The sequence below is a fragment of the Pseudomonas sp. Irchel 3H9 genome (assembly GCF_900187495.1).
In the GTDB taxonomy this organism is placed as follows: domain Bacteria; phylum Pseudomonadota; class Gammaproteobacteria; order Pseudomonadales; family Pseudomonadaceae; genus Aquipseudomonas; species Aquipseudomonas sivasensis.
This window is the reverse complement of sequence record NZ_FYDK01000011.1, coordinates 44,464-67,627: the sequence shown is the minus strand read 5'-3', so window position 1 is coordinate 67,627 and position 23,164 is coordinate 44,464. Positions and strand designations below refer to the sequence as shown.

Below are 23,164 nucleotides of genomic sequence, written 5' to 3'. Positions count from 1 at the left end.
CCGCCATGGCTGACTATCTGCTGCAAATGAACGGCATCGTCAAAAGCTTTGGCGGTGTCAACGCGCTGAACGGCATCGACATCACTGTGCGGCCGGGGGAATGTGTCGGCCTGTGCGGTGAAAACGGCGCGGGTAAATCCACACTGATGAAGGTGCTGTCGGCGGTCTACCCGTACGGCACCTGGGAGGGTGAAATCCTCTGGGATGGGCAACCGCTCAAGGCTCAGTCCATCAGCGAAACCGAGGCCGCCGGTATCGTGATCATTCACCAGGAACTAACCCTGGTACCCGACCTCTCGGTGGCCGAAAACATCTTTATGGGCCACGAACTGACATTGCCCGGCGGGCGCATGAACTACCCGGCGATGATCCACCGCGCCGAAGCGTTGATGCGTGAACTCAAGGTGCCGGACATGAACGTCGCCTTGCCGGTGTCGCAGTACGGCGGCGGCTACCAGCAACTGGTAGAAATCGCCAAGGCGCTCAATAAAAAAGCGCGCCTGCTGATCCTCGACGAGCCCTCTTCGGCCCTGACCCGCTCGGAAATCGAGGTACTGCTCGACATCATCCGTGACCTCAAAGCCAAGGGTGTGGCCTGCGTGTACATCTCCCACAAGCTCGATGAAGTGGCGGCGGTGTGCGACACCATTGCGGTGATCCGCGACGGTAAACACATCGCGACCACGGCCATGGCCGACATGGACATCCCCCGGATCATCACGCAGATGGTCGGCCGAGAGATGAGCAACCTCTACCCTACCGAGCCCCATGCCATCGGCGAGGTGATTTTCGAGGCGCGCAACGTCACCTGCTATGACGTGGACAACCCCAGGCGCAAGCGTGTCGATGATATTTCCTTCGTGCTCAAGCGCGGCGAGATCCTCGGCATTGCCGGGCTGGTGGGCGCCGGACGCACGGAGTTAGTGTCAGCGCTCTTCGGCGCCTACCCCGGCCGCTACAGCGCCGAGGTGTGGCTCGACGGCCAGGTAATCGACACGCGCACGCCGCTCAAATCGATCCGCGCCGGGCTGTGCATGGTGCCCGAGGACCGCAAGCGCCAAGGCATCATTCCCGACCTGGGCGTGGGTCAGAACATCACCCTGGCGGTCCTCGATACCTATGCGCATATGACCCGCATCGACGCCGAAGCTGAACTGGGCAGCATCGACCAGCAGATCGCACGCATGCACCTCAAGACGGCCAGCCCGTTTTTGCCGATCACCAGCTTGTCCGGCGGCAATCAGCAAAAAGCCGTGCTGGCGAAAATGCTGATGGCCAAGCCCAAAGTGCTGATCCTCGACGAACCCACGCGCGGGGTGGACGTGGGCGCCAAGTATGAGATCTACAAACTGATGGGCGCCCTGGCGGCCGAAGGCGTGTCGATCATCATGGTCTCCTCGGAACTGGCCGAAGTGCTCGGCGTGTCCAACCGCGTGCTGGTGATCGGCGACGGCCAGTTGCGCGGCGATTTCATCAATGAAGGGCTCACCCAGGAACAGGTGCTCGCCGCCGCGCTCAGCCAAAACAACAATAATGATCGGAAGACCGCGTAGATGAATCAGGTCAAACAGCTGTTTACCCGCTACAAAATGCTTGCGCTGGTGATCGCCGTGGCGGTGATCTGGCTGTTTTTCAGTTGGCAGACCGAGGGCGGTTTCCTCACGCCACGCAACCTGTCGAACCTGCTGCGGCAGATGGCAATCACCGGGATTCTGGCGTGCGGCATGGTGCTGGTGATTATTAGCGGCGAGATTGATTTGTCGGTGGGTTCGTTGCTGGGGTTGTTGGGCGGGTTGGCGGCGATCCTGGATGTGGTTTATCACATTCCGCTGCTGGCCAATCTCAGCCTGGTGGCGCTGTGTGGGCTGATGATCGGTTTGGCCAACGGTTACATGACGGCCTACCTGCGCATCCCCTCTTTTATCGTTGGCCTGGGCGGCATGCTGGCGTTTCGCGGGATTCTGCTGGGAATCACCGGCGGCACCACCATCGCGCCGGTGTCGCCGTCGCTGGTGTATGTAGGCCAGGGGTATTTGCCGCATTCGGTGGGGATTGGCCTTGGGGTCTTGCTGTTTGCCCTGACCCTGTTGTTGACCTGGAAACAACGGCGCAACCGCGCGCTGCATGGCTTGGCGCCGCACGCCCTGGTGCGCGACGTGCTGCGCGTGGCGGTGATCGGCGCGGTACTCGCCGGGTTCGTCACCACCCTCAACAGCTACGACGGCATCCCCGTACCAGTGCTGCTGTTGCTGGTGCTGCTCGGCGTGTTCAGCTACGTCACCAGCCAGACCGTGTTCGGCCGCCGCGTGTATGCGGTGGGCAGCAATATGGAAGCCACGCGCCTGTCGGGCATCAACGTGCAGGCGGTGAAACTGTGGATCTTCGGCATCATGGGCGTGATGTGCGCCCTCGCCGGCCTGGTCAACACCGCGCGGCTCGCGGCGGGCTCACCGTCGGCGGGCAATATGGGCGAGTTGGATGCCATCGCTGCGTGCTTTATTGGTGGTACGTCGATGCGCGGCGGCTCGGGCACGGTGTATGGCGCGTTGCTCGGGGCGTTGGTGATTACCAGCCTGGATAACGGCATGTCGATGCTGGACGTGGACAGTTACTGGCAGATGATTGTAAAGGGCAGCATCCTGGTGTTGGCGGTGTGGGTGGATGTGAGTACGCGCACGGGTCGGCGCTGACGCCACCCTCACAAACACCACAAATCCCGTGTGGGAGGGGCGGGGGTCGTCTCACTTTCCGAGCAACACGGCCCCATCCCCCAACTGCCCCAGGCGATCCCCGGGATTGCGCAGCGGGCAATCATCCAGGGACAGGCAACCACAGCCGATACAGCCATCGAGTTGGTCGCGCAGTTGAGTGAGGCTGTTGATGCGCTCACTCAACAGGTCGCGCCAGCGGGTGGAGAGTTGGGTCCAGTCCTTGGCCGTCAACGGCCGTCCTGAAGGCAGTTCGTCCAACGCGTCCTTGATGGTCGCCAACGGAATGCCCGCGCGCTGCGCGACCTTGATCACCGCGATCCGGCGCAGTACGTCACGCTGATAGCGACGCTGATTGCCCGCGCTGCGTTGTGCGTGGATCAACCCCTTGGCTTCGTAGAAATGCACCGTGGCCACGGTCACGCCGCTGCGGCGGGCCAATTCGCCCACGCCGAGGGGGATGCGCACATCGATTTTCGCTTCCATCCAGCTCTTGACCTCATCTAAACATGAGGTTTTATAAAGGATGTCGGCTTGCCTTGGCAATCCTTCAATCCTTTGAATCGGAGCCTACATGGACACACCTCAACCCTCCCCTTCCAACTGGGCCGCGCTGTTGTCCGGTGCCAACGGCGTACGTTCGCTCGCACTGGCAGGCGGCGTGGTGCTGCATGCGATCAACGTGTACATCGCCACCACGATTCTGCCGTCAGTGGTCCAGGACATCGGCGGCATCGACTACTACGCCTGGAACACCACGTTATTTGTCGCCGCCTCGATCCTCGGTTCGGCGTTGTCGGCGCGCCTGCTCGGCAGCCTCGGGCCGCGTGCGGCGTACCTGGTCGCCAGCCTGGTGTTTGCCGGCGGGGCCTTGGCCTGTGCGTTTGCGCCGTCCATGCCGGTGATGCTCGTTGGGCGGTTGGTGCAGGGGCTGGGCGGTGGGTTCTTGTTCGCGCTGTCCTACGCGATGATTCGGTTGGTGTTCGATGAAAGCCTGTGGCCTCGCGCGATGGCGTTGGTGTCGGGGATGTGGGGCGTGGCGACGCTGGTCGGGCCAGCGGTGGGCGGGGTGTTTGCCGAGCTGGGCATATGGCGCGCGGCGTTCTGGTCGTTGATTCCGGTGGCCGGGTTATTCGCGGTGCTGGCGGCGGCGGTCCTACCCAAGCGCAGCACCGATAGCGTTGAGCCGACACCGCTGCCACTCGCCCAACTGGTGCTGCTGACGGCTGCGGTACTGGCGGTGTCGGCCGGCAGCGTCTCGTCCACCCTGCCACTGAACCTGCTGGGGCTGGCCGTGGCAGCGGTGTTCACCGCGCTGCTGATCGTCACGGAAAGACGCGCCCACCATCGACTGTTGCCCGCCGGAGCGTTTCGGATCACCACTGCACTCGGCGCGCTGTACGCGACGATGTCATTGCTGGCAGTGGCCGTGACCAGTGGCGAAATCTTCGTGCCGCTGTTTCTTCAAGTCCTGCACCACCAGTCGCCGTTGGTGGCCGGTTATCTGGCGGCACTGATGGCGGCCGGCTGGACGCTGGGGTCAATCGCCAGCGCGGGTGTGACGGGCGGCAACATTCGACGAGCGATCCTGGCCGGGCCGATCCTGGGCGTGGTGGGCATGGTGGCGCTGGCCATCTTGATGCCCGTCGAAAGCAACGGCAGCGGGCAGACGCTCACACCGATCTGCCTGGCGCTTATCCTGATTGGGTTGGGCGTGGGGCTGGCGTGGCCGCACTTGCTGACCCGGGTGTTCCAGGTGGCGCCGGCCGGTGAGCAGGACCTTGCCAGCGCGTCGATTACCACCGTGCAACTGTTCGCTACCGCGTTTGGCGCGGCACTGGCGGGCATGGTCGCGAACGTCGCCGGCCTCATTGAACCCGGCGGTGTCGAAGGCACCGCGAGCGCTGCGGTGTGGCTGTTTGGGGTGTTTGCGCTGGCGCCGGTGGTGGGTGTTCTGATTGCCAGGCGGGTGGTTCGCATGATCGGTTAGTGGCCATTTCTGGAGATTGCCAAGACCACCGTGGATTATGAACGGCTCAAAAATCACTGCTTGAACGGGGTCAAAGGTGGGAGGGGGCTTGCCCCGATACCGTTGGACCAGTCGACACCTTCTTGGCTGAGACACCGCCATCGGGGGCAAGCGCCCTCCCACACTGGATCTCTGCTTGTCAGGGCCAACTGAGTATATGGCTCATGGCAGTGTTGAGCTTCAGCGCAGCCAATCTTCCAGACACGACACCGGTCAAAGGTGGGAGGGGGCTTGCTCCCGATAGCTGTGGACCAGTCGACACCTTCTTGACTGAGGCACCGCCATCGGGGGCAAGCCCCCTCCCACATTGGATCTCCATTTGTCAGGACCGGCCGAGTATGTGGCTCATGGTGGTCTTGAGCTTCAGCGCCGCCAATCTTCCAGACACAACACCGGTCAAAGGTGGGAGGGGGCTTGCTCCCGATAGCTGTGGACCAGTCGACACCTTCTTGGCTGAGACACCGCCATCGGGGGCAAGCCCCCTCCCACATTGGATCTCCATTTGTCAGGACCGGCCGAGTATGTGGCTCATGGTGGTCTTGAGCTTCAGCGCCGCCAATCTTCCAGACACAACACCAGTCAAAGGTGGGAGGGGGCTTGCCCCCGATAGCGGTGGACCAGTCACACCTTCTTGACTGAGACACCGCCATCGGGGGCAAGCCCCCTTCCACATTTGGATCGGTTTACACCTGATGAGTCAGGCTGGGTTTTACGCTGCGATCACTGGCTCAACACCACATCCCGCATCGCCGGAATGTAGCCGTAGTCATAAGCCTCCTGCACAAACGAACGATCACCCTTCAACACGATCCTGACCGTCGGTGCCTCGGTGCCGCCGATGCGATAGTCATCGCCGGTGGTGGGCACGCTGTCGATAAACGACGTCACCAGGCCGTTGGGCATCACACAGTGAGAGTACGTCTGGAACGGCTGCGAAGGCGGGTTGCCAAGTACCAGCCCCGACGCATTCATCAGCGTATAGGGGCCGAACAGATGATCACTGACGAACCCATAGACGCCATCCGGCCCCGTCACGCCATCCGCATAGGTGAACTTGTGGCTGATGGTGAACAGGTAGTACTTGTTGTCCTGGAACACATAGTGCGGCCGTTCGGTCTGGTCGTTCACGCCAACGGCCGTGACCAATGGCGGCAGGATTTCCCACTCGTCACCGTTGAGGTCCTTGGCCACGGCAATGCCGATGCACCCCACCTGATAACGCGCGCCCCCCACATCTTCATGCCCTGGCGGCACCAGACCTATTTCATTCGGGCCCACTTCGTGAGTCCCGCGCTCGCCGGCCACATTGCCTTCGAACACCATGTACAACTTGCCATCGACGGGATCGATAAAGGGGCTGGGATCGCGAAAGTTCCAGGTCGCATTCTGCGCTTCGGTTTGGTAGTAGGTGCCGTCGGCATCGAACAACGACTTGACCTGATCAAAGCCCTGGAGCGTGACACCGGTGTCCGACGTGACAACCTGGCCCCTGACTTTGGCAATCGTGGCACCCGGCGTGACGCAGGTGTAGTACAGGTCGATGTCACCGTTGTTATTCAACAGAATCGGCGTGCCCGCCCATTCACGGGTGGTCGGCGAAACCCCCTCGGCCATGACACGGCCGCCGAAGATCCAGTCTTTGCCGGTGCGCGAATACCAGTAGCAGATCCGCGCATGACCATGGCGGTCTTCCCAATCGCGCTTGATGTCGTAACGGCCATCGGCATTGATGAATTGTGGATCATGGGGGCGACGGTCGGCGGTCAAGGTGAAGATCACCGACCAGCCATTCACCGATACCACCGTGCCATCCAGTTCACGCAATGGCATGGTGTCCCAAATAAAGACCGTGTCACTCATGACAGGAAAGTCAGGACTCACTAACGGCTGTGTCGTCGTCGGGTCATTCTCATTAACTTTCAGCGCATCGGCCCGTGTCCAGCGAGTGGGTGTGTGATTCGCATGTTTCATGATGATGTCCTTTTGCTAACGCTTAAGTGACAAGCGAAGATTAAATAGCACCTGGCAGCCAGCAACTTAATACTGACTGAAAGAGCAAGAGATAGTTGGCCCTGCAAGTGCGCACCAAGGTTTAACATGGGCACTTGCTTATAGCAACATTAAGAATTATTCATATTACAAAGGCCATCACTGTATTTATATCCTTGATATACATACAGTGGCACTTGCAATAAATGACAGCCAAGTAGAAAGCTAGCTACTCAACTACCGAATACCAGCGCCCCAGCCTGGGCGCCGGCATTCTTCTGTGTGAAGCCCTTGGCTTGCGCCGCCGTCTTCAAGGTATAGGCATAGTTGGAACTTGCCGTCCATTGTGCTTTGGGTGACTTCTGGTTGGTGATCGGCGGCACACTGTTTGTATCAGTGAACGTCCCGGTACCTTTGTCATCCAACATGCCTTTATTTTGGCTGCCTTCGCCAAAATAGTTGCTTTCAGAGAGGATATTGGCGTTCTGCGCGAGGGTAAAACCGAGATGGAAGTTATTGACGTAGTTGTTATACACATGGAAATAACCGTAACGCATCAAGCCAGGCGCGCGTACTTCCATGTTGTCAAAGCGGTTATGGCACAACGTCAGGTGCGGATAACCGTTGAACTCTGCCTTATTATCATCCGCCGGATGCCCGAAAATCAGCCCGTACTTATGACTGCCAAAGAAGCAGTTGCTGATGGTGGCATAATCGGCTTTTTCACCGATATACAGCAGTTTGTCTTCGCTGCCGTCCGTGGTTGACCAGGTGTGCCCGACAAAAGAGCAATGATCGATCCAGTACTTGCTGCCGTAGTTCAAGTACACCTGAATATCGTCATTGGCCTTAATGCTCGCCGAATGTTTGAAGATAATATTCTGCAGAATAATGTTCTGGGACTGCGCGGTTGCACGCAGGTGAATATTCTCCAAAGTACGGTTCTGGAATGAACCGATCAGGGTCTTGTTGGCACCCATATTGACCTTGGTCAGGCTCGACGCCGAGATATTGCTGTTGATCACCAACACCCGTGGGGTGGTGTCGCCAATGTTGGCCTTGAGTTGATCCAGCGTGGTGATACTGACCACTTGGCCAGACCAGCCGCCGGTGACTTTTGCCGCAAGGGCGAAACCGGTCAGGCCGGTGAGTTTGCTTTCTGGATACGACATGAGTTCCCTCTCTATAGATAAAAACGGCTCGGATTGACGAGCCTGTGCATTAAGTTAATCCGTTAACTTGCACACAGTGTTTGGCGTGGCTGAGGTTGCCAGGGTTTGGTTGGTCAGCGCTTAAACACTGTGTTTATGTACAGTATTCATCATTCGCCTAGCAGTCAACCCTCAAGTGAAAAACAACCAAAAGTGGGAGGGGGCTTGCCCCCGATGGTGGTGTATCAGGCACATATACAGTGACTGTCATTCCACCATCGGGGGCAAGCCCCCTCCCACATTTGCCCTGCGGTGTTCTTCCAAGCGTTATTTGGACACCGGCATCGCAAACTCCGCGCCTTGCTCGATGCTCTCCGACCAGCGCTGCATAATCGATTTCTGCTTGGTATAGAACCGAACACCCTCAGTGCCGTACGCATGCATGTCGCCAAACAGACTCTTCTTCCACCCCCCAAAACCGTGCCACGCCATCGGCACCGGGATCGGTACGTTGATGCCCACCATGCCCACCTGAATACGCCGCGCAAATTCGCGGGCGATGTTGCCGTCGCGGGTGAAACAACTGACGCCGTTGCCGAACTCGTGGTCGTTGACCAGCTTGATCGCCTCGCCAAAGTCGTTCACCCGCACACACGCCAGGACCGGGCCGAAGATTTCTTCGCGGTAGATGCTCATCTCTCGGGTCACATGATCGAACAGGGTCGCGCCGAGCCAGAAGCCGTTTTCCAGGCCCGCTTCGGTGGGCACGTAATCACGCCCGTCCAGCAGCAGTTGCGCGCCGGCCTGCACGCCTTGTTCGATGTAGCCGCTGATGCGTTCCAGTGCAGCGCGGGACACAATCGGGCCCATCTCGGCCTTGAGGTCGCGGCCGTCGGTGATGCGCAGTTGCTTGGCGCGCTCGGTCAATGCAGCGATAACTTTGTCACCGACGTCACCAACCAGCACGGCGACGGAGATCGCCATGCAGCGCTCGCCGGCACTGCCATAAGCAGCGCCCATCAGGGCGTCGACGGTTTTTTCGATGTCCGCATCAGGCATCACCACCATGTGGTTTTTAGCACCGCCCAGCCCCTGCACACGCTTGCCGTTACGCGCGCCGGTTTCGTAGATGTATTGGGCAATCGGTGTGGAGCCGACGAAGCTCACGGCCTTGACGTCCGGGTGTTCGATCAATGCATCCACCGATTCCTTGTCGCCCTGCACCACGTTGAACACGCCTTTGGGCAGGCCGGCTTCACGCAGCAGCTCGGCCATGAACAACGAGGCGCTCGGATCGGTCGGGCTTGGCTTGAGGATGAACGTGTTGCCCGCCGCGATGGCGATCGGATACATCCACATCGGCACCATCACTGGGAAGTTGAACGGCGTGACGCCGGCCACTACGCCCAACGGTTGGCGCAGGGTCCAGTTGTCCATGCCTCGGGAAACTTGGTCAGAGTGTTCGCCTTTGAGCAGGTTGGGTATGCCGCACGCGAATTCCAGAATATCGATACCACGGTCCACTTCGCCCTGGGCGTCGGTGAAGACCTTGCCGTGCTCGGCGACGATGATGCGCGCCAGGTCGTCCTTGCGCTCACGCAACAGGTGCAGGTACTGGAACAGCACGCGGGCGCGGCGGATGGGCGGGGTATCGGCCCAGCTGTCGAAAGCGGCTTGGGCAGCAGCAACGGCTTCGGATACGGTCTGGCGGCTGGCCAGCGCGACGCGCCCGGTTTTTTCGCCGGTGGCGGGGTTGTAGACGTCCTGATAGCGATCATCGCGGGACACGCGCTGGTCGTTGATGTAGTGCTCGATTGTGGTTGTCATGGCAGTCGATCCAGGTGGGTAGCGTTGGAACACACGATAGGCTTTCGCTTTGTTCCAAACCAGAGCAGAATCCTGAACTTATTGTCCACATACGCGAACAATCCACCCATGGAAAAATCTGAGATCGAAGGCCTATGGACCCATATCCACTGGCTTTCCATATTGGAAGAGCAAGGCACTTACACGGCTGCCGCTGCGCGCCTGGGCGTGAGCAAGTCTGCGGTCAGCCAGCGTATTGCCGACCTGGAAAAGGCCACCGGCACTCAGTTGGTCACGCGCACCACGCGCAGTGTGCGGCTGACCGATGCGGGGCTGTCGCTGACCCGTGAAGTGCGCAGCGCCTATGCGCAGATCGCCCGCAGCTTCTCGTCAGTGCGTGACTCTGTGGGGGAGATTCGCGGGCTGGTGCGCCTTACCGCGCCGGTGGCATTTGCCCGACAGCAACTGGTGCCGCATCTGTCGGAATTCCTGCAGCGTTACCCGCAAGTGCGCATCCAGCTGGATGTGTCCGATGCGCTGAGTTCCCTGGCAGCCGAAGGTTACGACCTGGCCGTGCGCCACGGTTTCCAGGTGCCGGAAACCCACGTCGCCTGGAAGCTCTGCGACACAGGGTCGGTGCTGGTAGCCACCCAGGATTACCTGCAACGCCACGGAGAGCCCCGCGAACCCGGCGAGCTGTCGGCACACAACTGCCTGTTTTACCCACGGGGCACCGACCAGCCCGCCTGGACCTTCGAACGCGGCAGTAAAAACGTTGAACGCCTGACCGTGCCCATCGCCGGCAGCTTCGCCACCAATAACAGTGAGGCGCTGCGCGACTCCGCTCTCAACCACCTGGGCATCGCCCTGCTCCCAGACTTCAGCGCCCATGCCGCGCTGACCAGCGGCAAGCTGATGCAGGTGCTCAAGGACTGGACGCTCAAGGGCGCATTTGCCAATGAGATCTACTTGATTAGGCCGTATTCGCCCCATGTGCCGAAGTCGGTGAGTGTATTGGTGGGTTATCTGAAGGAGAAGCTGTCGGGGGGCTTTCGTTATCTCGGATAAGGTTTGCCTCTTGCTCGACGGAACTAAAAGTCCATAATGGACAAATAAGTTCAACAAAAGAGGCATTCATGTCCAGCACCCCGCATGTGATCAACCAAACCCAGGCCCGCGAACTGCTGGGCCAAGTCGATGTGCTGCAGATCCTACGCGCACTGTTCCGCGACCTGGCGGCCGGGCATGCGGTGCAGCCGCCCCAGCAATGGGTGGAATTCCCCCAGGGCGCCGGTGACTTCATCAACTACCTGGGCGTGCTGGCGCAGGACGGCGTGTATGGCATGAAAACCTCGCCGTATATCGTGCGTGAGCAAGGGCCATTGGTAACCGCCTGGACGCTCTTGATGTCCACGCACACCGGCCAGCCGCTGCTGTTGTGTGATGCCGCAGAACTGACCACCGCACGCACCGCCGCGACCACTGCGTTGGCGGTGGATGCGCTGGCGCCACAGGCGGCTCGGCGACTGGCGATCATCGGCAGCGGCAAGGTGGCCCAGGCTCACTTGCACTACGTGAAAAACCTGCGGGATTGGCAAAGCATCAACTTCTTCTCGCCCAGCCTGACCGCTACTGACTCCACGCTTCAACGCCTTGACCCACGCGTGAGCATCGCCCCAACCGGCGAAGCCGCCCTGGAAGACGCCGACGTGATCCTACTGTGCACGTCATCCGCCGGCCCGGTGATTGACCCTTCGCGCCTGAGCAAACCAGCGCTGATCACCTCCATCAGCACCAACGCACCGCGCGCTCACGAAGTCCCCCCCCAATCACTGAACGAAATGGACGTGTTCTGCGACTACCGCCAAACCACGCCAGGCTCGGCGGGCGAGATGCTGATCGCCGCCGAACAACATGGCTGGAACCCAAGCGCAGTCATGGGCGACCTGCCCGAACTGCTCAGCGACCAGGTGCAGCGCCCGTCCTACGACCGTCACGTATTCTTCCGCTCCATCGGCCTGGGCCTGGAAGACATCGCACTGGCCAATGCCCTCTGGAGACTCCTATGAACCACGCAGATTTCATCATCATCGGCGGCGGCATTGCCGGTGCGTCCACGGGTTTCTGGTTGTCGCAACACGGCAAGGTGAGAGTACTGGAACGTGAATCTCACCCGGCCTATCACTCCACCGGGCGTTCGGCTGCGCTCTACACCGCCGCCTACGGCACTCCGCAGGTGCGCGCGTTGACCCTGGCCAGCCGGGAGTTTTTCGACCACCCGCCGGCAGGGTTCTGCGAGCATCCCTTGCTCACACCGCGCGGCGAGATGACGGTGGACTTCACCGGCGATGCGGCCGAGTTGAACGCGCAGTACCTCAGCGCCAAGGCCACCGTGCCGCAGGTTGAACAGCTGAGTGTCGACGAGGCCTGTGCGAAGTTGCCGATCCTGCGTCGGGAAAAGGTTCACGGTGCGATCTATGATCCCACTGCCAGCGACATCGACACCGACGCCCTGCACCAAGGCTATTTGCGCGGTATTCGTCGCAAGGGCGGCGACGTGCATACCGACAGCCATGTGCTGGGCTTAAGCCGTGACAGCGGTGGTCTTTGGCACGTCACCACCCAACACGAAACCTTCACCGCGCCGATCATTATCAACGCCGCTGGCGCCTGGGCCGACCACATCGGTGGGCTGGCCGGTGCCGCATCCATTGGCCTGCAACCCAAGCGCCGCTCGGCGTTTATCTTCGCCGGCCCCGAAGGCGTGGACAGCCATGCGTGGCCAATGCTGGTGGCGCTCGACGAAGCGTTCTACATGAAGCCAGACGCCGGCATGTTCCTCGGTTCACCGGCCAACGCAGACCCGGTCGAGCCTCAGGACATCCAGCCCGAAGAATTGGACATCGCCATGGGCATCTACCAGATCGAAGAAGCCACCACCCTGACCATCCGCCGCCCCACGCGAACCTGGGCCGGACTGCGCAGCTTTGTGCACGACGGTGACTTGCTTTCGGGCTTCGACCCGCGAGTCCCAGGGCTGTTCTGGGTAGCGGCGCAAGGCGGTTACGGCATCCAAACCTCACCGGCCATGGGCCAGGCCAGTGCGGCACTGGTGCGCGGCGCACCGCTGCCGGAGGCACTGACCCGGTTCGGCCTCGACGCTGGTATGCTCTCCCCCGCCCGCCTGGAGCCCCATTGATGAACACCGTCGAACCCGACAACGTCTTGCAGAACTTTCGCGCGATCGCCGATGCCATCGCCACGCTGTTCTTCCCCCACGCCGAAGCGGTGCTGCATGACCTGCGCACGCAAAAAGTCGATTACATCGCCAATAACCTGTCGAAACGCGCGATTGGCGACGACTCGGCGCTGGAGGACATGCTCAGCGATGACGTCAGCGAAGTGAATATCGGCCCCTACGAAAAACTCAACTGGGACGGTCAGAAAATTCGCAGCCTGAGCACCGTACTGCGCGACGCCAACGGTCGGCCCCTGGCGGTGCTGTGCATCAACCTGAATATTTCACTGTTCGAAAATGCCAAGGCGGCATTGGACCTGTTCCTGTCGCCAAGCAAGCTGATCCCACAGCCGGACGCGCTGTTTCGCGATGACTGGCAGGAACGCATCAACACCTTCCTGCATGCCTGGATGCGCGAGCGCCAGTTAAGCCTGAACCTGCTGACCCGCGACCACAAACGCGAACTGGTGCTGGCACTGCATGCCGAAGGCGCGTTCAAGGGCAAGAGCGCCTCGAACTATGTGGCCAACGTGCTGGGTATGGGGCGGGCAACGGTTTACAAGCATCTGAAGGAATTAAAGGGCTGAACCTTCAACCCTGGATGAATTTTTTGGTGAGCAGGCTTTTTGCTTTGAGCAGGCCTTATGTGGTGAACAGGATTTTGTAGTGAGCGGGCTTGCCCCGCGCTGGGTGGCGAAGCCGCCCCAAATTCAGACGCCTCAGTTCCAACTGAAGGTATGCACTGTCAATAATGGGGCGGCTGCGCCACCCAGCGCGGGGCAAGCCCGCTCACCACAACAGCAGAACTGCTCACCACAAAAGCAAGCCAGCTCACCACAAAAGCAAGCCCGCTCATTACAACAGCAGGACTGCTCATCAAAAAAGCAAGGCTACTCACCACAGCAGCAGCCCCGCCGCATCAATCACCGTAAATGTCAGCCTTGAAGTACTGCTGCGAAATCTTCTGGTACTCACCACTGGCACGAATGCCGTCGATGGCCGTGTTCAATTCGCTGACCAGCGCCTCGTTGCCCTTGCGCACTGCAATCCCCGCGCCTTCGCCTACGTATTTCGGGTCCTTGAGCTCCGGCCCGACAAAAGCGTAGCCCTTGCCCCGTGGCATTTGCAGGAAGTCATTCAAGGGGATGGTGTCGGCAAAAATCGCATCCAGGCGCCCTGCCGCCAGGTCCATGTAGATCTCTTCGTTATTGCTGTAGCGCTTGACGTTAATGCCCTTGGGCTCAAATACCTCGGTGGCGTAACGGTCGGTGGTGGTCGCACGCTGCACACCGACGGTCTTGCCCTTCAGGCTGGCGTACTGGTCATCTACCACCGCGCCGTCTTTCATCACAAGACGCGATGAGGTGAAGTAGTACTTGTGGGTGAAATCTACTGACTTCTTGCGGTCTTCGTTGATGGTCATGGACGACAGGGCCATGTCGATTTTCTTCACCTTGAGGGAAGGAATCAGACCATCGAACTCACCTTCAACCCACACGCACTTGACCTTCATCTGCGCGCACAGCGCGTTGCCGATGTCGTAGTCGAAGCCGACGATGGTGCCTTCCTGGGTCTTGGAGGCAAACGGCGGGTAGGCCGCCTCGATGCCGATGCGCAGGGTTTTCTCGGCGGCCCATACGTGGCTGGAAGCGATTAAGGCCAGGGCGGTGATAAGCAAGCGTTTCTTCATGGGGGATCTCGCAAGTTGTTGTTGGTTTGGCAAGAGAGAAGAAAAAATCCAGCAAGAGCTTTTGTACTTATAATTCCATACTGGACTTTTATGTATTGATCGTCAATCCAGCCCCTGCACCCATGACTTTTTTGCACAACACACCGGTGTTTTTGAGCGTTCATCTCTGGATTTATGCGTGCCTATACTCGGTTCAGCCTCTCGGTTGAACCGTGGGTCACCGCAGCACAGAAATGTCCCTACAACAATAATCAAGGACACCGACCATGACGCATCCCTTCCTGGCCGCGCGGGATTTTCTGCTCGCCCATCGCACCGATTACGCCACCGCCGTTCGCGACTTCCGCTGGCCGCAGCTGGATGCGTTCAACTGGGCCTTGGACTACTTCGATGCCATGGCCGAGGGCAATGCGGCCAACGCGCTGTGGATCGTCGAAGAAGACGGCAGCGAGCAGCGCTACAGCTTCCAGCAACTGGCGACGCGCTCAAACCAGGTGGCCAACCATCTGCGTGCCCTCGGCGTGCGACGCGGCGACCGAGTGCTGTTGATGCTCGGCAACGACGTGGCGTTGTGGGACACCATGCTCGCCGCATTCAAACTCGGCGCAGTGGTGATCCCGGCCACCGCCCTGCTCAACCCGGATGATCTGCGCGACCGTATCGAGCGTGGCCAGGTTCGCCATCTGGTGGTCGGCGAGGCGCATGTCGGCAAGTTCGACGGCCTGGGCGATGGCTGTAGCCGCATCTGCGTGGGAGCTGCGCCCAGCGGCTGGGTCGCGCACAACGCCGCATTTGAATACCCCGAGCAGTTCGCAGCCGAAGGCCGCACCCTGGCCACCGACCCCATGCTGCTGTACTTCACTTCCGGCACCACCTCCAAACCCAAAATGGTGCTGCACAGCCACCAAAGCTACCCGGTGGGCCACCTGTCGACGATGTACTGGATCGGCCTGCAACCCGGCGACCTGCACCTGAATATCTCGTCTCCAGGCTGGGCCAAGCACGCCTGGAGCTGCCTGTTCGCGCCGTGGAATGCCGGCGCGTGCATCTTCATCCATAACGTCGCGCGGTTCAGCGCGCCGGCCTTGCTGACAGCGCTGGAACAATACCGCGTGACCAGCCTGTGCGCCCCGCCGACCGTGTGGCGCATGCTGATCCAGGAAGACCTGGCCAGTCACAAGGCGCGCCTGAATCTGCGTGAATTGGTGGGTGCGGGCGAACCCCTGAACCCGGAAATCATCGAGCAAATCCAGCAGGCCTGGGGCTTGCCGCTGCGCGATGGTTTCGGCCAATCGGAGACCACCGCCCTGGTCGGCAACACCCCCGGCCAGTTGCTCAAGCCAGGGTCCATGGGCCGTCCACTGCCGGGCTATCGTGTCGTGCTGTTGGACGCCGACGGCCTACCGGGCAACGAAGGGGAAGTCGCGCTGCCGCTGGATGTACGCCCTCTCGGTTTAATGGTGTGCTACGAAGACAGCCCGGAAAAAACCGCCGAAGTGATGCGCGACGGTTACTACCGCACCGGCGATACCGCGCAGATCGACAGCGACGGCTACATCACCTTCGTCGGTCGCGCCGATGACGTGTTCAAGGCCTCCGACTACCGCATTAGCCCGTTCGAACTGGAAAGTGCGCTGATCGAACACCCGGCGGTGATGGAAGTGGCCGTAGTGCCCAGCCCAGACCCACTGCGCCTGGCGGTGCCCAAAGCCTTCCTGATCCTGGCCCACGACGCCCCCGGCAGCGCCGAGCTGGCACGCCACATCCTCGCCTTCGCCCGCGAACACCTCGCCCCGTACAAACGGGTGCGGCGCATCGAATTTGTCAGCGAACTGCCCAAAACCATTTCCGGCAAGATCCGGCGGGTAGAGCTGCGGCAGATGGAGGTGGTGCGTCGCCAAGGGGATGCGCGGGGTGAGCACGAGCATTTCGAGGAGGATTTTTCCTGAACGCAGAACCCGGCGCCGCAGCGCCGGGGCACGCAGGAATGCAGCTTACAGGTCGTAACGCAGCGCCATTCCAAAGGTGCGCGGCGCGCCGGCGTCGATGATTTCGTCATCGCGGTTGTTGGTGACGTAGCGCTTGTCGAAGGCGTTTTTCACGAAGCCCGAGACAGCCACGTTCTTGGTGACTTTGAATTCGCTGCTGAAGTTGGCCAACACGTAGTTGTCGCTCCTGCGCTCGCCGTTGACCTTGCCCGCTGAATCGAACTCGTACGCCGAAGGCGCGCTGCTCTGGTACGTCACGTCGGTGTTGAAGGTCAGGCGCTCGTTGAAGCGATAGATGCCGCCCACTGAAGCCTTGTACTTGGGCGAGTAGTAGAACGCTTCGCCGCTGCGGTCCTGGCCGTTGCCGACGATGAAGTCCTTGTACTTGCCATCGGTGATCGCGCCACCGAGGGTCAGGGTCAGTTGCTCGCTCAGGTCTTTCTCGATGAACACTTCCAGGCCCTTGATATCGCTGCGACCGGCGTTGTACACGTTGATGACATTGCTGTTGGCTTGCCGCACGCTGACCTGCTGGTCTTTCCAGTCGGTGTAATACAGGTTGGCGCGTGCACGCAGGGTGTCTTCGAGAAATGAACCGCGGTACGACAGCTCATAGTTGGTGGTGTATTCCGGGTCATATGCCTCGTGACCGCTGCCGGAGCGCACGTTCACGCCACCGCCGCGATAACCTTTCTGCACCATGAAGCCCAGGTACTGGCCGGTGGCGAGTTCGTAGTTGATGCCCAGTTTTGGCAGCACGGCCGCGAACGACTTTTTGACCTTCGCCGCGTCGGACAGGTCGTCCTGCTTGATGTCGGTGTCGTTGGTTTCGTGGTCGTAGCGCAGGCCGGTGACCAGAGTCCAGCGCGGTGCGAAGGTCCAGTCGACTTCACCAAACAGCGCCTTGTTTTCGATGACTGTGTCGCCTTTCACCGTGACCGCCAATACGTCATCGAACAGCAGTCGGTCGTGGAAATTGTTGGAGTTATGGCCGTAATAGGCGCCGACGAAACTTTTCACCGTGTCCGAGCTGTAGTTGAGGCGCAGCTCCTGGCCGAACAGGTTGCCATCCTGCTTGCGTCGGATGACTTCATTGGCGTCGGCAGTCTGGTCGAAGTCCAGGCGGTTGGTGTAGTCGGACCGGGTGTTGGTGGTCAGGCTGGTCAGCGACCATTGGTCATCGAGGCGGTAGTCGACCTTGGCGCTGACGGTGTCTTGGTTGAGGTTGTCGAACGCTTGGGTATCGGAGGACACCTTGTAATAGCGCACCTTGTCCGGGGTGCGGATGACCGAGTTGTCACCCTGGCGGTGCTCGTTGTGGGCGTAGGTCAGCAAGACGTCGAGATCGTCGTTGGGCAGGATCAACAGCTTGCCGCGCGCGTTGCTCGTGCGGTGCGGGTTGGCATCCTTGCCGAGGGCGATGTTGTCGATGTAACCATCGCCATCTTGATAATCCAGGGCGATGCGACCTGCGATCTTGTCATCGACAATGCTGCCGCCACCGGCCACCGCTGCGCCTTTTTCTCCGTAGTTGCCCACGTTGGTTTGCGCCGAAAAAGTCGGTTGGAACGTCGGGTTGCGGGTCTGGATCACTACGGCGCCGGCCAGGGAGTTACGCCCCTGGGTGGTGGATTGCGGGCCGAGGAAGACTTCTACCTGTTCCACATCCCACAAGCCGGTAGGGCTCAGGGTCAGGGTGCGATTGGGTTGCACGGCACCATCGACATACACCGAAACGGCGCCATTGAGGGTCGCGGGGCCCTGGTCATCGAATCCGGACACCGGTACACCGCGAATGCCCCAGTTTTCGTTACCGGCCTGGCTGTACACACCCGGCGTGCGCGCGAACACATCGACCAGGCTGTGATCGGCCTTGTCCCGCAGTTGTTGTTCGGTCACGACCACAACGCTGGATTGGGTCTGCTCAAGGGAGCGGTTGATTTTCTCGCCACTCACCGTAATCGGCGCGATTTCCATCGTGTTGGGTTCGGCAGCCCAAGCCCCTGAAGCCAGGCAAACCGACCCGACCGCCAACGCAATTGTGTTCTTTTTGAAATTCACGCCCAGCTCCCCTAGCACCCTTCGTTATTGTTTTTTGTGGCGGGCTGAAGGCAGCCAAACGCCAGCGGGGCTGAGTCTAAGGGATAAAAAAACCAAAGTGAATTTAATTGATAAGAAATCTCATTTGAGATAACTACGCATTCACGTATCAGCTTGAATACATAGCGCGGCACGGCGTCCCGCAAAAAAAAGGCCCGGTGGCGCACCACCGGGCAAAACGAAGCGACCAGCTTCAATAACGCGGTTTGACGGTTTTCCACTCCGGTTGATAGCGCTGCATCTGTTTCACGTCGTCGCGCTGGCGGATGCCACAGGTAAGGTATTGATCATGCAGCTTGCCCAATTGGTCATGGTCCAGCTCCAGGCCCAGCCCCGGTGCGCGGGTGATTTTTACGCAGCCGTCGACAATCGGCAGCTTGCCGCCCTTGATCACCTCCTCATCCGGCTCTTGCCACGGGTAATGGGTGTCGCAGGCGTAGTCGAGGTTGGGCACCGACGCGGCCACGTGGGCCATGGCCATCAGGCTGATGCCCAAGTGCGAATTGGAGTGCATCGACACGCCCAGGCCGAAGGTCTGGCACATCTTCGCCAGCGCCTGGGTGTCGCGCAGGCCGCCCCAGTAGTGGTGGTCGGCAAGTACGATCTGCACACTGTTAAGCGCCACGCTGCGGCGAAACTCGTCAAAGTCGGTGACCACCATATTGGTCGCCAGGGGCAAGCCGGTGCGTTTGTGCAGCTCGGCCATGCCGTCCAGGCCGGGGGTCGGGTCTTCGTAATATTGCAGGTCATCGCCGAGCAACTCGGCCATGCGGATCGAGGTTTCCAGGGACCAGTTGCCGTTCGGGTCAATGCGCAGCGGCACGCCGGGGAAGGCCCTTTTCAGGGCCTTGATGCATGACACCTCGTGCTCGGGTTGCAGCGCACCGGCCTTGAGCTTGATGCTTTTGAAGCCGTAGGTGTCGATCATGCGCCGGGCCTGGGCGACGATCTGTTCCTCGTTCAGCGCTTCGCCCCAGCTGTCGGGTTTATACGGCGAATCAATGTGCGTGGCGTATTTGAAAAACAGGTACGCGCTGAACGGGATCTGGTCACGGATCGCGCCGCCGAGCAGGTCCACCAATGGCACGTTCAGTGAGTGCGCCTGCAAATCAAGAAACGCCACTTCGAATGCCGAATAGGCATTGCTCACCGCCTTGCTGGCGTGGGAGCCCGGTGCCAGTTCGGCGCCGGCCAGGCTCGCCGGTTTATGGGCGGCGACGGTGGCCTGCACGATGGCGCGCAATTGGTTGAGGTTGAAGGGGTCGAGCCCGATCAACTGTGACTGTACCTGCTGTTGGATCGCCAACGCCGGGGCATCGCCGTAGCTCTCTCCCAGGCCGATGTAGCCGGTGTCGCTCTCGATCTCGATGATCGAGCGCAGCGCGAAGGGTTCGTGAATACCACTGGCGTTGAGTAATGGCGGGTCACGGAAGGCAATCGGGGTGACGGTAACGCGGACAATTTTCAAGAGGCGGCTCCCTGTGGACCGGAACGCAAGGCGTGAGGATGAGTGGACGATTTGGACGCAGGCGGCACAGTGCCCCGAGGCGCGGTGCGGGCAAAAAACACCACCACTGCCGCCACCAGCGAAGTGGCCGCCAAGCCATACAGGCCGCCCTCGATGGAGCCGGTGGTCTGCTCCAGCAAGCCGAAAGTGGTGGGCGCAACAAAGCCGCCCAGGTTGCCGACCGAATTGATCAAGGCGATCACCGCCGCGGCGATGCGCGCATCCAGGTAACCCTGGGGAATCGGCCAGAACAACGCCGAGGCGGCCTTGAAGCCGATCGCGGCAAAACAGATGGCGACAAAGGCAAACACCGGCCCGCCGGTGGTGGACATGAACATGCCGAATGCGGCGATCACCAGCATCAGTGACACCCACGCCTGTTGGTGCTTCCACTTGCTGGCCAACGACGCAAAACCGTACATCGCGACGATGGAAATCAACCAGGGAATGGAGTTGAACAGACCAACCTGGAAGTCTCCCAGGTTGCCCATTTTCTTGATCATGCTCGGCAGCCAGAACGTGGCGCCGTAGATGGTCAGGGCGATGGAGAAGTAGATGAAACAGAACAGTGCGATCTGTTTGTCGGCAAGCAATTTGAACATCGACGGCCGCACGCTCTGGCTCGCCTCACGGGCTTGCTGCTCCAGCGCAATGGCAGCGGCCAACGCGTGTTTTTCGTCGTCGCTGAGCCACTTGGCCTGATGGGGATGGGACTGCAACCAGAACCACACGAACCCGCAGAGCACGATGGAGGCAAAGCCTTCGATCAGGAACATCCACTGCCAACCATGCAGGCTCAGGCCGCTGACGTTGAGCAGTGCCCCCGACACCGGCCCGGAGATGACCGAGGCGATCGCCGAGCCACTGAGGAAAATCGCCATCGCCTTGCCACGCTCGGCGGCCGGCAGCCATTGAGTGAAGTAGTAGATGATCCCCGGGAAAAACCCGGCTTCGGCGGCGCCGAGGATAAAGCGCAGGATGTAGAAACTGGTTTCGCCCTGAACAAAGGCCATGGCCATCGCCGCCGCGCCCCAGGTGAACATGATGCGCGTCAACCAGGCCCGTGCGCCGTAGCGCTGCAAGAGCAGGTTGGACGGCACTTCGAAGATCGCGTAACCGATGAAAAACAACCCGGCGCCCAAACCATAGGCCGCCGCGCCAATGCCCAGGTCGGTCTCCATATGGCTGCGCACAAAGCCGATATTGACCCGGTCGATGTAATTGACGATGAACATCACCACGAACAGCGGCAATACATGACGCTTGACCTTGGCGGCCGCGCGGGCAAGCACGGTCGGGTCTGGCGGATTCTGGAGGGTTTCCACGGGCAACTCCCATTCATTGTTTTTTTAGGGGCAGAACAATGATGGACGCCGTGAATTGCTCCCGTCTAATCTAACTTGGCATCCGATTGATACCGGGATTAGATCAATGTTCGAGCTGACGCAACTGCGCTGCTTCACCACCGTAGCCACTGAGCTGAATTTCCGCCGCGCTGCGGAACGGCTGAACATGACCCAGCCGCCGCTGAGCCGGCAGATCCAATTGCTCGAACACCACCTGGGTGTAGAGCTGTTTACTCGCACCACTCGCAGCGTCGCGCTCACCGCTGCTGGCCGCGCGTTTTTCATCGAAGCCCAGAACCTGCTGGAGCTTGCCCAGCAAGCGGCCGTGACCGCGCGACGGTTTGCCGAAGGCGATATCGGCACGGTCAACATCAGCTTCGTCGGCAGCGCGGTGTATGAGTTTCTGCCCAAGGTGATCGCCGAGGCGCGTCTCAAGCAGCCTCACGTCAAGATCGACCTGGCCGAGATGAACACCTACCAACAATACGAAGCCCTGCGCGCCCGACGCATCGACCTGGGCATCGTCCGCGCGCCCCTGCTGGAACCGGGCTACGCCACCGAATGCCTGGTGCGCGAGCCCTTCGTGCTGGCGGTGCCGAGCAACCATCGCCTCGCCAACGCCGAGACGGTCAGCGTGCACGACCTCGACGCCCAACCCTTCCTCATGTACGCCTACGCCGCCTACCCGCCCTTCAACGAACTGCTCACCGGCCTGCTGCGCTCGGCCCGCGTCGCGCCAGATTATGTGCAGTGGCTCGGCTCGTCCCTGACCATCCTCGCGCTGGTTAACGCCGGCATGGGCCTGGCCCTGGTACCTCGTTGCGCCAGCAGCGTAGTGTTCAAGAACGTGGTGTTCCGCGACATCGACCTGGGCGAAGGCGCGCAGAGCGAATTGCACCTGATCTGGCGTGAAAACAACGACAACCCGGCGTTTGCCATGTTGCTGGAAGGGATTCGCAATGCAGTGCGTGAGGGGTGGGCCTGAATAGCGATAGATATGGGTTGCTCTTACTGTTGGGGTGAGCGGATTTTTTGTGGTGAATGGATGTTATGGGGTGAATGGATTTGTTGTGGTGAACGGATGTCCCGTGGTTGGTGGATTGTTGTGGTGAACGGATGTCCTGTGGTGAGCGGGCTTGCCCCGCGCTGGGCTGCGAAGCGGCCCCCATCAAGAACACCGCATTTCTTCCGGTAAATCTCAGCGGCAGTTTTGGGGCTGCTCCGCAGCCCAGCGCGGGGCAAGCCCGCTCACCACAAAAAAAACTGTGCACCACAGAAAACCTCACAACTACAAAAAGACGGTGCACCACAGAAAACCTGATCATCACAGAGGTCCTGCCAACCACGGTAAATATGGGTTGTTATGCCTGGTGAACAGGCTGTCTATGGTGAGTGGATTTGTCGTGGTGAACCGGTGTCCTGTGGTGAGTGGATTTGTTGTGGTGAACGGGTGTCCTGTGGTGAGCGGGCTTGCCCCGCGCTGGGCTGCGAAGCGGCCCCATCAAGAACACCGCATTTCTTCCGGTAAATCTCAGCGGCAGTTTTGGGGCTGCTCCGCAGCCCAGCGCGGGGCAAGCCCGCTCACCACAAAAAGACCGCGCACCACAGAAAC

At 60.3% G+C, this 23,164-nt stretch carries 17 protein-coding genes; 9 read left to right on the top strand and 8 right to left on the bottom strand.

What is annotated here, in order from left to right:
* Positions 1-5: 5 nt before the first annotated feature.
* The gene (gene xylG, locus CKW32_RS26975; protein WP_177326417.1) at positions 6-1,553 is read left to right on the top strand and encodes a D-xylose ABC transporter ATP-binding protein; all 1,548 of its coding nucleotides are present in this window, start codon (positions 6-8) and stop codon (positions 1,551-1,553) included.
* Positions 1,554-2,690, top strand: a complete 1,137-nt coding sequence (locus CKW32_RS26970; RefSeq protein WP_095186434.1) for a sugar ABC transporter permease — start codon at positions 1,554-1,556, stop codon at positions 2,688-2,690.
* 51 nt (positions 2,691-2,741) lie between these two features.
* Here the strand turns inward: CKW32_RS26970 and soxR are convergent, their stop codons facing one another.
* Positions 2,742-3,194, bottom strand: a complete 453-nt coding sequence (gene soxR / locus CKW32_RS26965; RefSeq protein WP_095186433.1) for a redox-sensitive transcriptional activator SoxR — start codon at positions 3,192-3,194, stop codon at positions 2,742-2,744.
* 88 nt (positions 3,195-3,282) lie between these two features.
* On the opposite strand from soxR, the gene CKW32_RS26960 reads away from it, so the two are divergent.
* Positions 3,283-4,698 carry an MFS transporter gene (locus CKW32_RS26960; RefSeq protein ID WP_095186432.1) on the top strand — a complete coding sequence of 472 codons (1,416 nt, stop codon included), beginning with the start codon at positions 3,283-3,285 and terminating at the stop codon, positions 4,696-4,698.
* 759 nt (positions 4,699-5,457) lie between these two features.
* Here CKW32_RS26960 and CKW32_RS26955 read toward each other — a convergent pair.
* From CKW32_RS26955 to CKW32_RS26945, 3 genes are all read right to left on the bottom strand, one after another.
* Positions 5,458-6,708: a glycoside hydrolase family 68 protein gene (locus tag CKW32_RS26955; RefSeq protein WP_095186431.1), complete on the bottom strand. Its 1,251-nt coding sequence runs from the start codon at positions 6,706-6,708 to the stop codon at positions 5,458-5,460.
* A gap of 251 nt (positions 6,709-6,959) precedes the next feature.
* Positions 6,960-7,898: a pectate lyase gene (locus CKW32_RS26950; protein WP_095186430.1), complete on the bottom strand. Its 939-nt coding sequence runs from the start codon at positions 7,896-7,898 to the stop codon at positions 6,960-6,962.
* A 306-nt stretch (positions 7,899-8,204) separates the two neighbouring features.
* The gene (locus CKW32_RS26945) at positions 8,205-9,704 is read right to left on the bottom strand and encodes a CoA-acylating methylmalonate-semialdehyde dehydrogenase (protein ID WP_032885450.1); all 1,500 of its coding nucleotides are present in this window, start codon (positions 9,702-9,704) and stop codon (positions 8,205-8,207) included.
* Positions 9,705-9,812: 108 nt separating this feature from the next.
* Between CKW32_RS26945 and CKW32_RS26940 the strand changes: the two genes are divergently transcribed.
* The 4 genes from CKW32_RS26940 to CKW32_RS26925 all read left to right on the top strand — a co-directional run bounded on the left by CKW32_RS26940 (position 9,813) and on the right by CKW32_RS26925 (position 13,508).
* Entirely contained in the window at positions 9,813-10,751 is a 939-nt protein-coding gene (locus CKW32_RS26940; protein WP_095186429.1) for a LysR family transcriptional regulator, read from the top strand.
* A 68-nt stretch (positions 10,752-10,819) separates the two neighbouring features.
* Positions 10,820-11,752: an ornithine cyclodeaminase family protein gene (locus tag CKW32_RS26935; protein WP_095186428.1), complete on the top strand. Its 933-nt coding sequence runs from the start codon at positions 10,820-10,822 to the stop codon at positions 11,750-11,752.
* On the top strand, positions 11,749-12,882 hold the full coding sequence (locus tag CKW32_RS26930; RefSeq protein ID WP_032885453.1) for an FAD-binding oxidoreductase: 1,134 nt from the start codon (positions 11,749-11,751) through the stop codon (positions 12,880-12,882). The genes CKW32_RS26935 and CKW32_RS26930 overlap by 4 nt, the downstream gene beginning before the upstream one ends.
* Positions 12,882-13,508, top strand: coding sequence for a transcriptional regulator (locus tag CKW32_RS26925; protein WP_032885454.1), 627 nt, complete (start codon positions 12,882-12,884; stop codon positions 13,506-13,508). The genes CKW32_RS26930 and CKW32_RS26925 overlap by 1 nt, the downstream gene beginning before the upstream one ends.
* Before the next feature lie 332 nt (positions 13,509-13,840).
* On the opposite strand, the gene CKW32_RS26920 is transcribed toward CKW32_RS26925, so the two are convergent.
* A complete protein-coding gene (locus tag CKW32_RS26920; RefSeq protein WP_095186427.1) occupies positions 13,841-14,611 on the bottom strand; it encodes an ABC transporter substrate-binding protein in 771 nt (256 codons plus the stop codon).
* Between the two features lie 266 nt (positions 14,612-14,877).
* Here CKW32_RS26920 and CKW32_RS26915 point away from each other — a divergent pair, with 266 nt between their 5' ends.
* Complete coding sequence (locus CKW32_RS26915) at positions 14,878-16,560, top strand: AMP-binding protein (RefSeq protein ID WP_095186426.1); 1,683 nt, start codon at positions 14,878-14,880, stop codon at positions 16,558-16,560.
* A 45-nt stretch (positions 16,561-16,605) separates the two neighbouring features.
* Here CKW32_RS26915 and CKW32_RS26910 read toward each other — a convergent pair whose 3' ends face one another.
* The 3 genes from CKW32_RS26910 to CKW32_RS26900 form a co-directional block, all read right to left on the bottom strand.
* Positions 16,606-18,660, bottom strand: coding sequence for a TonB-dependent receptor (locus CKW32_RS26910; protein WP_032885458.1), 2,055 nt, complete (start codon positions 18,658-18,660; stop codon positions 16,606-16,608).
* Positions 18,661-18,892: 232 nt separating this feature from the next.
* The gene (locus CKW32_RS26905) at positions 18,893-20,167 is read right to left on the bottom strand and encodes a glucarate dehydratase family protein (protein WP_095186425.1); all 1,275 of its coding nucleotides are present in this window, start codon (positions 20,165-20,167) and stop codon (positions 18,893-18,895) included.
* Entirely contained in the window at positions 20,164-21,531 is a 1,368-nt protein-coding gene (locus CKW32_RS26900; protein WP_095186448.1) for an MFS transporter, read from the bottom strand. Before CKW32_RS26900 ends, CKW32_RS26905 begins: the two co-directional genes overlap by 4 nt.
* A gap of 106 nt (positions 21,532-21,637) precedes the next feature.
* On the opposite strand from CKW32_RS26900, the gene CKW32_RS26895 reads away from it, so the two are divergent.
* The gene (locus CKW32_RS26895; RefSeq protein WP_095186424.1) at positions 21,638-22,537 is read left to right on the top strand and encodes a LysR family transcriptional regulator; all 900 of its coding nucleotides are present in this window, start codon (positions 21,638-21,640) and stop codon (positions 22,535-22,537) included.
* The last annotated feature ends 627 nt before the right edge of the window (positions 22,538-23,164 follow it).

Coding starts and splice junctions, on each gene's coding strand:
- xylG (WP_177326417.1), top strand. CDS start 6: ATGGCTGACTATCTGCTGCAAATGAACGGCATCGTCAAAAGCTTTGGC.
- CKW32_RS26970 (WP_095186434.1), top strand. CDS start 1,554: ATGAATCAGGTCAAACAGCTGTTTACCCGCTACAAAATGCTTGCGCTG.
- soxR (WP_095186433.1), bottom strand. CDS start 3,194: ATGGAAGCGAAAATCGATGTGCGCATCCCCCTCGGCGTGGGCGAATTG.
- CKW32_RS26960 (WP_095186432.1), top strand. CDS start 3,283: ATGGACACACCTCAACCCTCCCCTTCCAACTGGGCCGCGCTGTTGTCC.
- CKW32_RS26955 (WP_095186431.1), bottom strand. CDS start 6,708: ATGAAACATGCGAATCACACACCCACTCGCTGGACACGGGCCGATGCG.
- CKW32_RS26950 (WP_095186430.1), bottom strand. CDS start 7,898: ATGTCGTATCCAGAAAGCAAACTCACCGGCCTGACCGGTTTCGCCCTT.
- CKW32_RS26945 (WP_032885450.1), bottom strand. CDS start 9,704: ATGACAACCACAATCGAGCACTACATCAACGACCAGCGCGTGTCCCGC.
- CKW32_RS26940 (WP_095186429.1), top strand. CDS start 9,813: ATGGAAAAATCTGAGATCGAAGGCCTATGGACCCATATCCACTGGCTT.
- CKW32_RS26935 (WP_095186428.1), top strand. CDS start 10,820: ATGTCCAGCACCCCGCATGTGATCAACCAAACCCAGGCCCGCGAACTG.
- CKW32_RS26930 (WP_032885453.1), top strand. CDS start 11,749: ATGAACCACGCAGATTTCATCATCATCGGCGGCGGCATTGCCGGTGCG.
- CKW32_RS26925 (WP_032885454.1), top strand. CDS start 12,882: ATGAACACCGTCGAACCCGACAACGTCTTGCAGAACTTTCGCGCGATC.
- CKW32_RS26920 (WP_095186427.1), bottom strand. CDS start 14,611: ATGAAGAAACGCTTGCTTATCACCGCCCTGGCCTTAATCGCTTCCAGC.
- CKW32_RS26915 (WP_095186426.1), top strand. CDS start 14,878: ATGACGCATCCCTTCCTGGCCGCGCGGGATTTTCTGCTCGCCCATCGC.
- CKW32_RS26895 (WP_095186424.1), top strand. CDS start 21,638: ATGTTCGAGCTGACGCAACTGCGCTGCTTCACCACCGTAGCCACTGAG.